Here is a 15,988-nt window from a genome sequence, read left to right as displayed (position 1 = left end):
TTCCGCGGTTCCACCCAAATTGGCACAAAAAACATGCCCACTCGTACCCGGATAACGGCCGGTTCCGTCCATACCTACTGATAAAATTTGTTCAGCATGGAGCCTCAATGGTGTTGTTCACTATATCCGTCTGTAGGATGGATTTCAGCCACGTCCATCCCTCTCTTGTCAGCCTGCAATACAGTTACTTTCCATGTCTTCGGCAAATAGTTGTTTTGAATTAACCATAATCTTAATCATTCATTCATGAAGTGTCAACCTTTTTCATTTCATTGTGGTTTTTTCTTCACAAAACTTCTACAATGGAAAAAAGGGAGAGTGATAGTTTGTCGAAATTTAGCAAGTGGATTCTAGCTATCATCCTTTTCGCTTCGATTGTTTGTGAGATGCCTACAATTTCTGCTCAAGGCGAAACAGTCATCATCAATACAAAATCCCTAAATGTCCGTTCAGGACCAGGACTCACCTATCCTGTGACCGGTTCTATGAAAAGAGGGGAACGAGCAGAAGTGCTATCCACTGCAGGCGATTGGCAAGAAATCAAATTCGGAGCGGGTACAGGATGGATTGCTTCATGGCTTGTTGTCAATGAAGGAGCTACGAAGCAAACGGCAACAACTGCCGTATCGAAAGTGAATGCCTTGAACATCCGGACCGAGCCTTCATTAAACGCAGCGGTCATTGGACAAATGAATGCCGGTGAAGAAGCTGTGATGACAGGCCGTCAAGGTGAATGGGCTTCCATCTCTACAAATGCCGTTGACGGATGGGTACATACTGATTACATTACTGAAATTCAACAAAGTGCTAAAGGACAAGCCGGTACAAAAAATAAGCAGGCGGAAGCGAATAAAACTGGGCAATTTACAGTATCTGTCGATGCGCTGAATGTCAGAAAAAATCCAGATTTATCATCTAAGAGAGTTGGCTTAATTCATAAAGGAGAATCCTACCAAGTCGAAGAAACTGATGGAAACTGGGTCCGTCTATCCTTAGGAAAGAAATCCTCCGGTTGGGTGTATTCATTCCACGGAACATTGAGCCCAAAAAGCACATCCGGCGGCAAATCAACAGCTAGTAATAAACAAGTAACCGTGTTAACGAATGGAACAAATTTAAGATCCTCTGCAACGACATCATCGTCCATCGTCACAAGGGCGAATGCCGGGGAGAAGTTATCTGTCGTCGGTGAAGACGGCGATTGGTATAATGTTTCACTATCTTCAGGAGAAACGGCTTATATTGCCAAGTGGGTCGTTTCAACAGGTAACGTGGCCCAGACAGAACGTACTGACGACAAGAAGAAGACAGCTAGGGCATCAGGCACGTTAAACGGTCTCACAATCGTCGTGGATGCTGGCCATGGAGGCAATGACCGCGGTACGACAGGAGCGCGTGGAACAGACGAGAAGCTCTTGACATTGGCGACTGCAGAGCTGTTGTCTGCAAAGCTTAAAGCTGCAGGTGCCACTGTTGTCATGACGCGTGAATCAGACACATACATTTCTCTTCGCAAACGCGTTTCCGTCAGCCAGCAATCGAATGCCGATGCATTTGTCAGCCTTCATTATGATGCTAACCCTGATACATCGGTCACTGGTTTCACAACGTATTACACGCATAGCAATCAAAAATCGTTGGCCTCTTCTATCAATGAAGGACTAGCATCGACGATTAACTTGCGAAATCGCGGAGCGCAGCCGGCCAACTTCCTAGTATTACGGGAAAATCGTCAAAATGCAGTTCTCATCGAATTAGGATTCTTATCAAATCCATCCGAGGAACGGATTCTGACTACCGAAATGTTCCGCGAACAGGCAACTCACGGAATTTATCAAGGTCTGCTTGAGTTTTTCGATGGCGAATGACTTGCAACACCATGGGATTTTTAATTCCATGGTGTTTTTTTGATGAAAAAATAAGCCATGGAATTAAAAATCACAGCCCCGTTTTATTAGGGCTGCAATGAGATCATTTCGATTCAACTATTATCGTTACAGGACCATCATTAACGAGGCTTACATCCATCATGGCGCCGAATACACCGGTTTCCACCTTCAAGCCTTGCTGGCGGAGCGCTTCGTTGAAATAATTCCATATAGGTTCTGCCTTTTCCGGTCTTGCAGCTTCAATGAAGCTTGGACGGCGACCTTTTCTTACATCGCCATACAGTGTGAATTGGGAGACAGAAAGAATTTCACCGTCCACTTCATCAATAGCCCGGTTCATCTTCCCTTCTTCGTCCTCCCATAAACGAAGACCCGCAATCTTTTTCGCAACGTAGTCCGCATCCTGCTCAGTATCCTCGTGCGTAATTCCGACAAGGAGGACATACCCTTTCATAATGGAACCAGTCACTTCGCCATCGACTGTTACAGATGCATTTCTAGCTCTTTGTAAAACAACTTTCATGCAAACACCTTCCTGCTTAATGAATCACCCGCTGGACAGAATAAATGTCTCGAATTTGTTTAATCCGATCGACAATTCTATGCAAATGGGCAATGTCCATAATCTTAATCGTCATGCTAATTTTCGCAAGCTTATCACGATCCGCTTTTCCGCTTACTGCAACTATCGGTGTTTTCGTATCCGCCACCATCATCATCACTTCATTCAGAAGGCCTTGGCGGTCAAATGCGGAAATCTCGATATCGACTTGGAATTCCTTCCGTTCATTGTTCATGCCGACCGACCATTCGACGTCTATGAGTCGATCATTATCTTCATCAGTGAGGATATTCGGGCAATCTGCGCGGTGTACTGAAACGCCACGGCCTTTTGTAATGAAACCGACTATCTCGTCTCCCGGAATCGGATTACAGCATTTTGAAAGTCTGATGAGCAAGTTCTCAAGACCTTTGACGATAACACCAGATTCTGTCGTTCGCATTTGTTGCGGCATTTTCATGTCAGACACGATTTTATCAATCGCATCCTGTTGGTCGCGCTCCCGGCGAATCTTTTCAGCGAGCCTGTTGACGACTTGCTGCGCCGTGATGCCATTGGAGCCAACAGCTGCATACATGTCCTCTTCTGATGTAAAGCTGAATTTGTCGATGGCCCTTTGAATGTTTTCTGGAGTGAGGACGGCTTTCAGATCAAATTCCTGCAGCTTCACTTCTTTTTCTACAAGTTCTGAGCCTTTAATAATATTCTCTTCTCTCAGCTGCTTCTTAAAAAATTGACGAATTTTATTTCTAGCTTGCGATGTATTCGCAATTTTCAACCAGTCACGACTCGGTCCGAATGATTGCTTTGATGTGAGAATTTCGACGATGTCACCTGTGAATAGTTCTGTATCCAACGGAACCATCTTCCCATTCACTTTAGCGCCAATTGTTCGATTTCCAACTTCCGAATGGACCCGGTACGCAAAATCGATTGGAACCGATCCTTTCGGAATTTCAATGACATCTCCATCAGGTGTGAAAACGTAAACCATATCCGAAAACAGATCGAATTTCAATGATTCCATGAATTCCTCAGCATTGGAAGATTCATTTTGGAATTCAAGTATTTCACGGAACCATTTCAGCTTAGAATCAATATTATCCGGCTTTTCCGATACGGTTTTCCCCTCTTTATACGCCCAGTGTGCCGCAACCCCATATTCAGCAATCCTATGCATTTCCTCGGTACGGATTTGAACCTCGAGCGGATCCCCCGCCGGTCCGACTACCGTCGTATGGATAGATTGATAAAGGTTCTGTTTTGGCATAGCGATATAATCTTTAAATCTGCCCGGCATCGGTTTCCATAATGTATGGATAATTCCAAGCACCGCATAACAATCCTTGATGCTTTTAACGATGATACGGATAGCTAGAAGATCGTAAATTTCATTGAATTCTTTATTTTGAAGGATCATTTTGCGATATATGGAATACAGATGTTTCGGCCGGCCATTGATTTCAGCTTCAATGCCCATTTCGGAAATTTCCGCACGAATCGTTTCCATCACATTCAATAAATACTTTTCCCGTTCGTCCCTTTTTTTCTTCATCATATTGACAATCCGGTAATATTGCTGCGGATTCAAATAACGCAGGGCAGTGTCTTCCAGTTCCCACTTTATTGTGGAAATTCCGAGCCGATGTGCAAGCGGCGCGAAAATATCAAGAGTTTCAGCCGCTACTCTCCGTTGCTTTTCCTCAGGGACGTGTTTCAATGTCCTCATATTATGGAGACGGTCCGCGAGCTTGATTAAAATGACTCTGATATCTCTCGCCATCGCAATGAACATTTTGCGGTGGTTCTCTGCTTGTTTTTCCTCGTTCGATTTGAATTTCAGCTTTTCCAGCTTCGTCACGCCGTCGACGAGCATCGCCACTTCTTCACCGAAGTCACGTATGATATCTTCACGGCTTACGTCGGTATCTTCCACGACATCATGGAGAAAACCTGCGGCGACAGTGGAAGGATCCATCTGCAATTCTGCTAAAATGCCAGCTACTTGGATAGGGTGAAGAATATAAGGTTCACCCGAACTTCTGAACTGCCCTTCATGAGCAGCCTCTGCTGCCTCATACGCCTTTTTGACGAACGCGACATGCTGTTCATTCATATATGAGGCAACGATTTCAAATATATCTTCTGCCGTCATGTCACGATTTTTCGCCATTTTTCTACTCCTTTCGACTAATTCCGCAAAAAAATTAAAGATAATTCTATTGTATGTATAAACAGATAAAAATGTAAAGCCCTTAGAACAAAAAAGATCCTCCGCAACTAATGCGAGGATCTTTTTTCTTCAATAAGTGATAAGTGCTTGAATGTCGTAGCCTTTTAGCTTTTCACGGCCACTCAAATACGATAGTTCGATAAGGAACGCGCACCCAGCCACTACTCCACCGAGTTTTTCAACAAGCTCAACTGTTGCACCGACCGTTCCGCCTGTTGCAAGCAGATCGTCCACGATCAATACACGCTGACCAGGCTTGATGGCATCTTTATGAATTGTTAACGAATCCTTGCCGTATTCAAGATCGTACTCGACAGCTATCGTTTCGCGAGGCAGCTTGCCAGGTTTTCGGACGGGTGCAAAACCGACTTCCAATGCGTATGCGACAGGGCATCCGATAATGAACCCTCTCGCCTCAGGACCAACAATAATGTCAGTTCCAACTTTCTTTGCAAATTCGACAATCTGATCGGTCGCATATTTATAAGCATCCCCGTTATCCATAATCGTCGTAATGTCTTTAAAGCTAATACCTTCTTTTGGATAGTCCGGGACGATTGTCACGTAACTTTTTAAATCCATAATTGTTCCTCCCTGTTGACGGTTTCTTTGAAAATCCCATCAATCCAATTTTTCAATTCCATATAGGGTGCATATACAAGCATCTTTTCCAATTCGATTTGACGCTCTCTCTGTTGGTAAGAAGGCGCTTCAGAAAGATTTTTCTTTCCTGCGTCTTCATTTACTATAGCAAGACCATTCTCTATCTTAACAAATCCGAGCTCGGAAAACACCTTTGTCATGAAATAAATTGTGTCGATCTTCCAACCTCGGTGCTTGGACAATTCATGTACTTGCTTCCTCAAATCAAATGTACCCCGCTTCTTCAAAAAGCTATAATACCATCCAAAATGCTCCCGACTAGGAATTCCTTCGAAGTATAATGATTCATTCACGAAGAAATGAGCATATACCCTTTTGGGATTCGTTCTTTCAATCAACTCTTTCATTTGCTCCGTCCCTGCCGGCATATCTAAAATGATTATATGATCGGTTTCCGACAGTTCTATTTGCCCGAACTGATGAATTTGTATATTTTTCAGGATTGGTTGGAAATGGGCAATCGTTGTTTCCTGGAAGGCGATGAATAAATTATTTTTCTCAGGAATGATTGAAATCCACCGATTTGGCTCTCTTATACCACGCAAATCGAAAAGCTGCCAATCCTTAGATTGGATATCGGTGAGCAGCATCTGCGGTTTTTTACGTCCATTCCACTCATTCACTTGAAGATCGCCAGTGATGGATAAAGTGACGCCAGGACTCATTTCATCGGCGAGATATCCATTACCAAAACCAATTACATCAAGGCTATCCACTCCATCGGACAATTCAAGCTTTAAATGATTTTTGGCTGCTCCGATCTTCCTTACAGAAGACAATGATAAGTTCTCGATTAAAAAAACAGGCTTTTCGAATGATACACCGAATGGCCGTAGCAATTCCAATGCTTCCAAAACGTCGACATCAATCTCTCCGATTTCTAGCGGCACATCTATTTGCAATTGCGGAGTTAGCATTTCATCCGTTAAACTCAACTTTCCTTGATCGTTCAACCGATTCCGCAAGGCCACAACATCTTTTATCGAAAGCGACATGCCTGCCGCCATCTCATGGCCACCAAAATGAGGCAATAGGTCACTAGCTTTCGAAAGCTCTTTGAATAAATCAAAACCTGCTATGCTCCGCCCAGAACCTTTTGCGATTCCTGTATCATGATCTATGGAAAGGACGATTGATGGCCTGTAATATTTTTCGGTCAATCGGGAAGCAACGATTCCGACTACCCCTGGATTCCAGCCTTCCCCTGCAATGACAATGACATACGGCAACATATCGCCATACATGTCAACCATCGCCTGTTCAGCCTCATCTGCTATTTTTGTAACAAGTGCTTGTCTTTCTTTATTCAATGAATCCAATTGCTGCGCAATGGACATAGCTTCCATCCGATCATCCGTTTTCAACAGATGGACAGCGGGATCCGCACTCCCTAGACGCCCTGGGGCGTTCAAGCGCGGCCCTATCATGAAACCGAGTGATTCCTCGGACAGCGAATGCTGATCGGTCCCACTTACTTTGACGAGCGCCTGAATCGCTGGTCGATGCGACAAGCGCATCCTCTTGATGCCTTCCTTGACGATGAACCTGTTTTCGTCTTTCAATGGAACTAAGTCGGCGACAGTGCCGATCGCAGCGATTTCGAACAGTTCTTCCGGCACTTCACCTAGTAATGCGCAAGCCAACTTAAAAGCAACACCAACACCCGCTAGCTCACCGAAAGGATAATCGCCTTTTGGATGACGCGGATGAATAATCGCATCTGCAATCGGCAGTTCGTTACCAATTTCATGATGATCTGTCACTATGATATCCATACCGACGGATTTAGCAAAGGCAACAGCCTCCAAGCCGGAAATTCCATTATCAACCGTGATAATCAGCTTTGTTCCTGACTTATGCAGTTCATCGAACAGCCCGATATTCGGTCCATATCCGTGTTCAAAGCGGTTCGGAATAGAGAAGTCGACGTTTGCACCAAGCTGTTCAAGAGCCGTTGTCAATACAGTGACACTTGTGACGCCATCTGCGTCATAATCGCCATAGACGGTAATCTTTTCACCTGTATCAATTGCTAGCTGAATCCGATTGACAGCTTTTTCCATATCGAAAAGAAGATACGGATCATGCAAGCAATTTTCTTCCATATGTAAAAAGGACTTAGTTACCTCTACATCCGTAAACCCTCGTGAAGCTAGAATTTTAGCATGGATGGAAGGGATACTAAGCTCTTTCATGAATGTATTTACGATTGTTTCATCCGGACGGTTAATCGTCCAGTTTTTCATTGATTCTATCATAATGACTCACATCCTCTTATCCCCATTATATCGGAAGATGGCGGACTCTTAAAGGGGATAGCCGGTTTCCTTAATAAATAAATCGTTTATGTTGCACTGCATGAAAAAAGCACCCGAATAGGATGCTTTGTTTACGTTTCACCTTCAAGTTTCTCCTCTTTGGCTGTTGGATCAACAAGATGTTGCAATGCAGCTAGTTCGTTTTGCTGGTTTGCGATTGTAATTTCCTTTGCAGTCATTTCCTTTTTTAGTTCATTGATTTGTCTATTGGCATGGATGGATTTGAACATTGCTAGGAAGCCGCTAATGGCTGCGCCGAGTAGAGCTGTAAAAAGAATGACGAGGATGAGTGGCAGATGCGCTTCTCCGAACAAGTAGTTTACTTGGACTGGGTCAACGTTAAGTATTGCGAATACAGCGATAATGATGGCGAAAAGAATACTGAGTATTAACGACCATTGCATCTTCATTCTTCTCCACCTTCCTTTTCAAAAAATTAACATCCAGCTTCAGGCGCTATAAGGATGCCTTAATTTCTGTAAAAAGCTGCAGAAATTAAGGCAAATCGAACCCTTCGCAGTTCGATTTGCTCGGGTCATAAGTCAAATCTGCTATGTGGCAAAAAGCGCCACTTCGCATCTTCGCCTTATGCCTGTTGTATCTGGGCAAGCGCCCTACGCTTTTGAAATAAAAAAACAGGATATACGTAGAGTATACCCTGTCCTGTTGAGGTTTGAAACGTCGTCGGAGCCGTAGTTATTACACTACAGGCTCGTCTGAACCCCATTGTTTTTTCACTTTATCGACTTTCAACGTGCCTGTTTTTTGAAGCTCTTTCTTCTTCAAATCAAACCAGATTTGAGCTGAGATGAAGATGGAGGAATACGTACCTGCGAGCAAACCGATCAGCAAGGCGATCGAGAATGGGCGGATCGCTTCTGCTCCAAGAGCAATTAGTGCGACTACTACAAATATGACTGTCAATACAGTGTTCACGGAACGTCCCAATGTTTGACGAAGCGATTTATTGACGACATCAGCCAACGTATCCGCATTATCAATTTTCCCGATCTTATGCAAATTCTCCCTGATTCGGTCGAATGTTACGATTGTATCGTTTATCGAATATCCGACAATGGTTAGGACAGCGGCAATGAACGTAATATCCACTTCCAGCCTCGTAATACTGAATACTGCTACCATGAAGAAAGCATCATGGATCAAGCCGATAATGGATGATACACCCATGCGCCATTCAAAACGGAAGGCAACATAGATGATGATTCCGAGTGCAGCGACTATCAAAGCTTTCAATGCATTTTCAGCAAGTTCTTTACCTACAGTATTGGAAACTGTTGAAATATTTGGGTCTGCACCGTAATGAGCTTCTAGATCTTTTTTGAATTTATTTACGGTTTCTTGCTTAAATTCTTCTTTATAACGTACAACGCCAATATTGTTCGTATCACCAGAAATGACAATATCCGTTGCTGGATGGCCGATTTTTTCAAGCGTATTTGAAATTTCTTCAGTCGTTAAAGAAGAATCCGATAAAATTTCTACACGCGTACCGCCTGCAAAGTCAATCCCGAGGTTTAATTTGAAAATACCAAGGACAATGATGCCAGCAATAATTAATGCCATCGAAATGACATAGAATTTCTTTCGAGAATGAACAAAGTCGAATCGATCGAATTTCGTTGATAGTTCAAGCGTATCCACATTTTCTTCTGGTGCGTGGACCCGCCTTTTCGAAATTCCGAATAGGCCAGTCTTGCCATCAAGCATACCGCTATTAACGAGTAGGCCCAACAATAGACGCGAGCCCCATACAGCTGTTAAGAAGCTGACTAAGATACTAATGATTAGCATTGTTGCAAAGCCTTTGACAGAGCTTGTCCCGAAAATGAATAGGACGACAGCTGCTAGCAAAGTTGTAATATTGGCATCCAAGATGGCAGTGAATGCAGATTTCGCACCTACCGAGAATGCCGTCTTCACTGATTTCCCTACACGTAGTTCTTCTCTAATCCTCTCATATGTCAGGATATTCGCATCGACCGCCATACCGACCCCGAGCATCAGAGCTGCAATTCCAGGAAGTGTAAGAACGCCATTAATGCTTGTGAAGACAGTAAGGATAAGGTAAATATAAACAGACAGTGTAATAACAGCGACAAATCCAGGAATACGGTAATAAATTAACATGAAAATGAAAATTAATGATATACCAACAATACCAGCTAGAATCGTTTTATCCAACGCCTGTGCTCCGAATTGAGCACCAACAGAAGTAGAGTAGATTTCTTCAAGATGAACTGGTAACGCACCTGCATTCAAGATGCCTGCCAAACTTTTTGTTTCTTCCACTGTGAAGCTTCCTGAAATTTCAACACTGGATGAATTGATAACATTACTTACGTAAGGAGCGGAAATGAATTTTGGCTTTTCCTTCATTCTTTCCTCTTTGAATGAATCGACGCCCTCTTCAAAATCCATCCAGATGACCATGACATTTTCAGGAGCTTTCGCTTTAATTTCAGCTGTCACTTCCCCGAATTTGTCCGGGTCTTTCATCTCGAGTGTAACGACAGGATTACCACTTGGATCGAAGTTGGCTTTCGCCTTACCTTCTTTCAAATCATTTCCATCCAACATCAGGTTATCGTCTGCATCTCTGAATGTCAGATTTGCTTGAGTGGATAATAGTTCACGTGCCGTTTCCTGATCTTCGACACCGGCCAACTGCACGCGGATCCTGTTATTGGATTCGACTTGGATAACCGGCTCGCTTACTCCGAGCACGTCAACACGGTTTCGTAATGCACCAGCTGTATCGGCCACAACATCTTCCGTAATTTTTTGACCGTCTTTGAGTGGCTGAACTTCGTATAGGACCTCGAAGCCCCCCTGTAAATCAAGTCCGAGCCTAACATCTTTTATAATCGGATTTACCGTAACGCCTATTAAAGAACCCAACAAGACAAGCAATAATAGGAACGATACGATCCGGCTTCTTTTTTTCATAAGTTAGTTCCCCCTCTGTACGTGGAACGGTAAGACGTTTGCTATGTACAGTTTTTAAGAAAATACAACACTCCAATTATGAAACAGAGTATTGCATCTGTCAAATAGTTGGACATTCATTGAACATCTAATTACGATTTACTTTTCGGTGAAAGTAGCAACTGCAGCTCATCGCTGTTCAAATCTGAGAACCAATTCGAATCCCTTTGTTCCTCGATTTGGGTATACGTCATGAATTCAGCAGGCGTCAATGCCAAGATGCCATTCACGATTTCGTGGATTCGCATCGTAGACACATTTTTCTTCCGCCATTTTTTACGAATACAGAATTTCCATATTTCTTCATTTGTCACTGTGTGATAGCCATAAAGACGGAATTCATCCCTTTTACTTTGAATAGCAGGCAGTGCATGTTTGAATATCTGCTCGAATTGAATCGTCACCATTTCCATCCCTTTCCCGTTCAGTCGTAAATAGACAAACCTATGCATAGATTTAGTGTATACGAAATGACCGGAATTGAGAAGGAGTTGTTTTTATTGTCCACTTTCATCCGTGGAACTGCCATACTGATGATTGCCGTATTCATGACAAAGCTATTAGGATTCGTCTATCGCATCCAATTCATGCGCGTCGCAGGAGAAGAAGCGGTCGGAATCTACATGACCGCCTATCCGGCGTTCATATTCTTCTTATCACTCGTTCAACTAGGCGTGCCAATCGCAGTTGCGAAGGTGATTGCGGAATTAAAGGTAAAAGGGGAAACTGCAAAACTTCCTGCCGTCATGAAGACTGCAACTTTCATAACAATTTTCACAGGTGCGATATTCATCCCGCTATCCATTCTTTTCATCCCTTATTTAGCTGAAACGTTATTAGGAAATGCTGCTACTTCCACTACGTTATATGTTGGAATCGCCATTATTCCGATCGCAGCTGTTTGCGGTTTGATCCGTGGATATTTTCAAGGGATAGTCAGAATTGAAGAAACGGCTTGGTCGCAAATTATTGAGCAGCTATTCCGAATCGTTTTGATTACATGGATGTTGCCTATTTTTCTAGTACCCGATAACAACCCTATGAATGCCGCTTACGCGATGGGTATAACATTGCTTGCCGAAGGGCTGTCCGCCTGTTATTTATGGTTCAAATATCAACAACATAAACGTCGTGACAGGAAGCCTGTTGTCAAAAAAGAACGCTATCCAATGGAGCCGCTATTATCGATTGCGTTGCCGTCTTCTGGCAGCAGATTATTCGGCACGTTCACATGGTTCCTAGAGCCAATCATTTTTCTTCGTGCCTTATCAATGGCAGGAGTCGGAGCAGTAGCGGCTACATCGCTATACGGGGTCATCTCAGGTGTTCTCATCCCTTTGCTGCTCTTTCCTTCATTTATCCCTTACGCATTGTCTGTCGTGCTTGTGCCTGCTGTAAGTGGAGCTGCAGCTGCAAGCAATAAGAAAAGACTGCAAGAGCGGATCCATTTGGCTTTGCGGCTTTCAGCATTGACCGGCGCTTTCGCTGCAGCTGTTTTTTATATTCACGGACAGGCGCTTGCCGAGAAGCTTTTTCATATTAGTGATGGCGGTTCCTATATGACATTGCTTGCCCCTATATTTTTCTTTTATTATATCCAAAGCCCGTTATACTCCATTTTGCAAGCAACTGGGGATGCAAAGGCAGGAATGATGAATTCAGTATATGGCGGAATTGCTAAGCTGGGAGTCATGTTCGTCTTAGCATCCCAGCCAGGCTTACAGGAAACAGGGGCAGTGCTTGCGATTGGGTTCGGAGTCCTTGTCACTTCATTTCTTCATATAGCAACATTACGAAAAAACAAAGCAGCGGCGGCCGGCTTCACAATGTTCGCTCTGCCTTATGTATCCTTTATCATGGTTGCCGTCATACGCCCTATTTTCATACCAATCGGCAATTTCGGTCTGTTGACCGAATGCATAATTACGACAGCATTCCTTCTCGTCATTTTGTTGCTTTTCGGGCAAGTGAAGAAAAACGATGTTTTCATGTTGAAGAGATTGATAAAAAACTATTGAAAAGCTTTTTTCAGCTGAAAGTGTATCTTCCCATTTTCGAATGAGCAATAAAAGACTTGATTTACTTCATTTACACCTTGTTTTTCTAGCTCTTGAATGAGCCAATCTTCGGACCTTCCGATCAATTGAATATGGCGGCTTTGGACGACGCCATCGGATATGAGAGCGAGGACTGGTTGGGTGTTTTCATATGTGAATACTGACAAATTTCCAGAAGGCTCTAAATATGCATAGGACACATCGCGTACTGATCCGATTTGCTGCTCACGAAGCTGTTGAAATAAATCATCCAAGTTATATCTCTGTTTTCTCATCTGCTCTTCTTGGATGATTCCATCTTGTATAATCAACGTCGGGTCTCCATCGACAACATCTCTGAATTTTTTGCTCTTCAAGGAAAGAAAAGATGTCAGCAGCTGGATTACAAGTAGAAGGAGCACCGGGAAAACAGAGTGGCTCAACTTTTTATCTGGCGATTCCAATGCAACCGCAACAACCTCCGCCATAATTACAAAGACTACGACATCAATGACGCTTAGTTCTCCAACTTCCCGTTTTCCCATCAGCCGGAGAATAATCAGGATGAACGCATATAGCAATATTGTCCTGAATCCAATGATAAGAAGATCATTCATTATGTATCCCTCCTCTTCAGGAAAGCATGCCTTTTCCCGATCAGGAATATACCCAAATTAAAAAGAGGCGGTTCACAGTTTCAATACTGTGAATCCGCCTCTTTGAACATGTACATTATTAAGATGCTACAACACGACCGACAGCTTGTCTATCGAATTGCAAAGTTGTGCCGTCAGCGACTTTCAAAAATACGGATGTATCGTCAACAGCATCGATCACGCCGTGAAGACCGCCGATTGTAATGACCTTATCGCCACGCTTCAAACTTTCTTGCATCTGCTTCGTCTGCTTTTGTCTTTTTTGTGCAGGTCGAATCAACAAAAACCACATGATCGCGAACATCGCAATAATTGGAAGCAACGTTCCAAGCATACTACCATCATTCATTCTATTCCCCCCTCTTCTCTCGGTTTATTATACAAGATTCAAAAGTTTTTTGCATTTGGTTTGTTGAATCCGTATTGTTCAAAAAATTCTTCTCTGAAATCGCCGAGGCGATCATTTCGGATTGCATCCCTAATCTGTTCCATTAATCGTAGTAGGAAGTACAGATTATGATAGGACGTCAAACGGATGCCGAATGTTTCATTCGCGCGGATCAAGTGACGGATATATGCTCTGCTATAGTTTTTACAAGCATAGCAATCACAATTCGGATCCAATGGTCCGAAATCGCGTTCGTATTTCGCATTTTTCACAACAAGGCGGCCTTCACTAGTCATCAACGTTCCATTCCGTGCGATACGCGTCGGCAATACACAGTCAAACATGTCAACTCCGCGAATTGCTCCGTCAATCAACGAATCTGGAGAACCGACCCCCATCAAATAGCGAGGCTTGTTTTCCGGCAATAATGGTGTTGTAAATTCTAGCGCGCGATTCATGACATCTTTCGGCTCCCCTACGGATAACCCACCAATTGCATATCCTGGGAAGTCGAGCGAGACGAGGTCTTTAGCACTTTGTTTGCGAAGCTCCTCAAATTCGCCTCCTTGCACGATGCCGAAAAGCCCCTGATCTCCAGGACGGGCATGCGCTTTTAAGCACCGTTCTGCCCACCTCGACGTTCTCTCGACACTCGCCTTCATATATTCGAAAGTTGCAGGATATGGCGGACATTCATCGAAAGCCATCATAATATCCGAACCTAGATCATTTTGAATTTCCATCGCTTTTTCAGGGCTTAGGAAAAGCTTACTGCCATTCAAATGATGACGGAAATGGACGCCTTCCTCTTCGATTTTACGGAATTCACTTAATGAAAACACTTGAAAACCGCCTGAATCTGTCAAAATCGGTCGATCCCAGTTCATAAATTTATGGAGGCCGCCTGCTTCTTTAATAATATCATTTCCTGGGCGGAGCCAAAGATGATACGTATTGCCTAGGATAATTCCGGCTCCCATCTCTTTCAATTCCTCAGGAGACATCGTCTTCACCGTCGCTTGAGTCCCGACAGGCATGAATGCCGGTGTCTCAAATGAACCATGAGGCGTATGGACGATGCCAAGCCGTGCTCCTGTCTGCTTGCATGTTTTTATATGTTCGTAAGTAATTGCTGCCATTTCGTGTGATCCTTTCTATTTCGAGGATTAGTACCTCTTTACTTTTTGTGCGGGTTGATGAACATCGCATCCCCGAAACTAAAGAAACGGTACTTCTCCTTCACCGCTTCTTTATAGGCGGCGAGCACATTTTCACGTGTCGCCATAGCCGAAATAAGCATGATTAACGTCGATTTCGGCAAATGGAAGTTTGTTAACATACCATCAAGAATGCTGAACTCGTACCCAGGGTAGATAAAAATTGACGTCCACCCACTGGTCGGCACGATTTTTCCGTCATTTTGCGAAGCGATTGTCTCTAAAGTTCTCGCCGAAGTCGTACCGATCGCAATGACGTTTCCACCTCTCGCCTTCGCTTCATTGATTGCGTTTGCCGCCTTTTCAGTCACTTGATAATACTCCGAATGCATCGTATGATCTTCGATGGAATCTACACTGACAGGGCGGAATGTTCCCAAGCCGACATGCAATGTGATAAATTCGACGCCAACGCCTTTTCTCTTGATCTCCTGCAATATTTCTTCGGTGAAATGAAGACCGGCAGTTGGCGCAGCAGCGGAGCCTCTTTCTTTTGCAAAAACAGTTTGATAACGCGATTGATCGTCGAGCGTCTCTGTTATATAAGGTGGGAGGGGCATCTGTCCGAGGGCATCTAGAATTTCATAGAAAATGCCTTCGTACCGGAATTTAAATATTCTTCCCCCTTGTTCGAGGATTTCAGTGCATTCAGCTTCCAAACTGCCGTCCCCGAACGAAACAACAGTTCCTACTTTCACTCGTTTTGCAGGCTTTACGAGTGTCTCCCACTCGTCAGAGCCAGTCTCTTTCAGAAGGAGAACTTCAATCGACGCGCCTGTATCTTCCTTTGTGCCAATGAGACGTGCAGGCAGGACTCTTGTATCGTTCAGAACAATGATATCCCCTTCCTGCAGCTCGTCCACAATATGACGGAACTGACGATGTTTTACGTCTCCCGTCACTTTATCCAAAACCATCAACCTGCTCGCAGTCCGATCTTTGAGAGGTGTTTGTGCAATGAGGCTTTCAGGTAAATCAAAATCAAAATCATTTACATCCATAATCCGCGTGAACTCCTTC

13 protein-coding genes and 1 other annotated feature (1 of these 14 only partly in view) are annotated in these 15,988 nt (G+C 43.7%); of the genes, 2 read left to right on the top strand and 11 right to left on the bottom strand.

Going from position 1 to position 15,988, the window contains the following annotated elements; translation table 11 throughout:
* Positions 1-209: a binding site (T-box leader), on the bottom strand (it extends 25 nt beyond the left edge of the window).
* A gap of 117 nt (positions 210-326) precedes the next feature.
* Entirely contained in the window at positions 327-1,868 is a 1,542-nt protein-coding gene (locus tag ACTHPA_RS16065; protein ID WP_440501635.1) for an N-acetylmuramoyl-L-alanine amidase, read from the top strand.
* A gap of 103 nt (positions 1,869-1,971) precedes the next feature.
* On the opposite strand, the gene dtd is transcribed toward ACTHPA_RS16065, so the two are convergent.
* The 7 genes from dtd to ACTHPA_RS16030 form a co-directional block, all read right to left on the bottom strand.
* A complete protein-coding gene (gene dtd / locus ACTHPA_RS16060; protein ID WP_440501633.1) occupies positions 1,972-2,412 on the bottom strand; it encodes a D-aminoacyl-tRNA deacylase in 441 nt (146 codons plus the stop codon).
* A gap of 16 nt (positions 2,413-2,428) precedes the next feature.
* Entirely contained in the window at positions 2,429-4,624 is a 2,196-nt protein-coding gene (locus ACTHPA_RS16055) for a RelA/SpoT family protein (protein WP_440501631.1), read from the bottom strand.
* A gap of 129 nt (positions 4,625-4,753) precedes the next feature.
* Complete coding sequence (locus ACTHPA_RS16050; RefSeq protein ID WP_440501629.1) at positions 4,754-5,266, bottom strand: adenine phosphoribosyltransferase; 513 nt, start codon at positions 5,264-5,266, stop codon at positions 4,754-4,756.
* Positions 5,257-7,605, bottom strand: coding sequence for a single-stranded-DNA-specific exonuclease RecJ (gene recJ / locus ACTHPA_RS16045; protein WP_440501627.1), 2,349 nt, complete (start codon positions 7,603-7,605; stop codon positions 5,257-5,259). The genes ACTHPA_RS16050 and recJ overlap by 10 nt, the downstream gene beginning before the upstream one ends.
* A gap of 131 nt (positions 7,606-7,736) precedes the next feature.
* The gene (locus ACTHPA_RS16040) at positions 7,737-8,075 is read right to left on the bottom strand and encodes a LapA family protein (RefSeq protein WP_440501626.1); all 339 of its coding nucleotides are present in this window, start codon (positions 8,073-8,075) and stop codon (positions 7,737-7,739) included.
* Between the two features lie 289 nt (positions 8,076-8,364).
* On the bottom strand, positions 8,365-10,632 hold the full coding sequence (secDF, locus tag ACTHPA_RS16035; protein WP_440501624.1) for a protein translocase subunit SecDF: 2,268 nt from the start codon (positions 10,630-10,632) through the stop codon (positions 8,365-8,367).
* Between the two features lie 131 nt (positions 10,633-10,763).
* Positions 10,764-11,078 (bottom strand): post-transcriptional regulator, encoded by a 315-nt coding sequence (locus tag ACTHPA_RS16030; RefSeq protein WP_440501623.1) that lies wholly within the window; start codon positions 11,076-11,078, stop codon positions 10,764-10,766.
* A 39-nt stretch (positions 11,079-11,117) separates the two neighbouring features.
* On the opposite strand from ACTHPA_RS16030, the gene ACTHPA_RS16025 reads away from it, so the two are divergent.
* Positions 11,118-12,689 (top strand): putative polysaccharide biosynthesis protein, encoded by a 1,572-nt coding sequence (locus tag ACTHPA_RS16025; protein ID WP_440501621.1) that lies wholly within the window; start codon positions 11,118-11,120, stop codon positions 12,687-12,689.
* On the opposite strand, the gene ACTHPA_RS16020 is transcribed toward ACTHPA_RS16025, so the two are convergent.
* The 4 genes from ACTHPA_RS16020 to queA form a co-directional block, all read right to left on the bottom strand.
* On the bottom strand, positions 12,683-13,324 hold the full coding sequence (locus ACTHPA_RS16020; RefSeq protein WP_440501620.1) for a DUF421 domain-containing protein: 642 nt from the start codon (positions 13,322-13,324) through the stop codon (positions 12,683-12,685). The two genes, ACTHPA_RS16025 and ACTHPA_RS16020, sit on opposite strands and share 7 nt — an antisense overlap.
* A gap of 118 nt (positions 13,325-13,442) precedes the next feature.
* Positions 13,443-13,712 carry a preprotein translocase subunit YajC gene (gene yajC / locus ACTHPA_RS16015; protein WP_440501618.1) on the bottom strand — a complete coding sequence of 90 codons (270 nt, stop codon included), beginning with the start codon at positions 13,710-13,712 and terminating at the stop codon, positions 13,443-13,445.
* 38 nt (positions 13,713-13,750) lie between these two features.
* Positions 13,751-14,890 carry a tRNA guanosine(34) transglycosylase Tgt gene (gene tgt, locus ACTHPA_RS16010; RefSeq protein ID WP_440501616.1) on the bottom strand — a complete coding sequence of 380 codons (1,140 nt, stop codon included), beginning with the start codon at positions 14,888-14,890 and terminating at the stop codon, positions 13,751-13,753.
* 38 nt (positions 14,891-14,928) lie between these two features.
* Complete coding sequence (gene queA, locus ACTHPA_RS16005; protein ID WP_440501614.1) at positions 14,929-15,969, bottom strand: tRNA preQ1(34) S-adenosylmethionine ribosyltransferase-isomerase QueA; 1,041 nt, start codon at positions 15,967-15,969, stop codon at positions 14,929-14,931.
* Positions 15,970-15,988: the final 19 nt, after the last annotated feature.

The organism is Sporosarcina sp. SAFN-015 (assembly GCF_051966875.1).
Classification (GTDB): Bacteria; Bacillota; Bacilli; order Bacillales_A; family Planococcaceae; genus Sporosarcina.
This window is presented reverse-complemented; position numbering and strand designations above follow the sequence as displayed.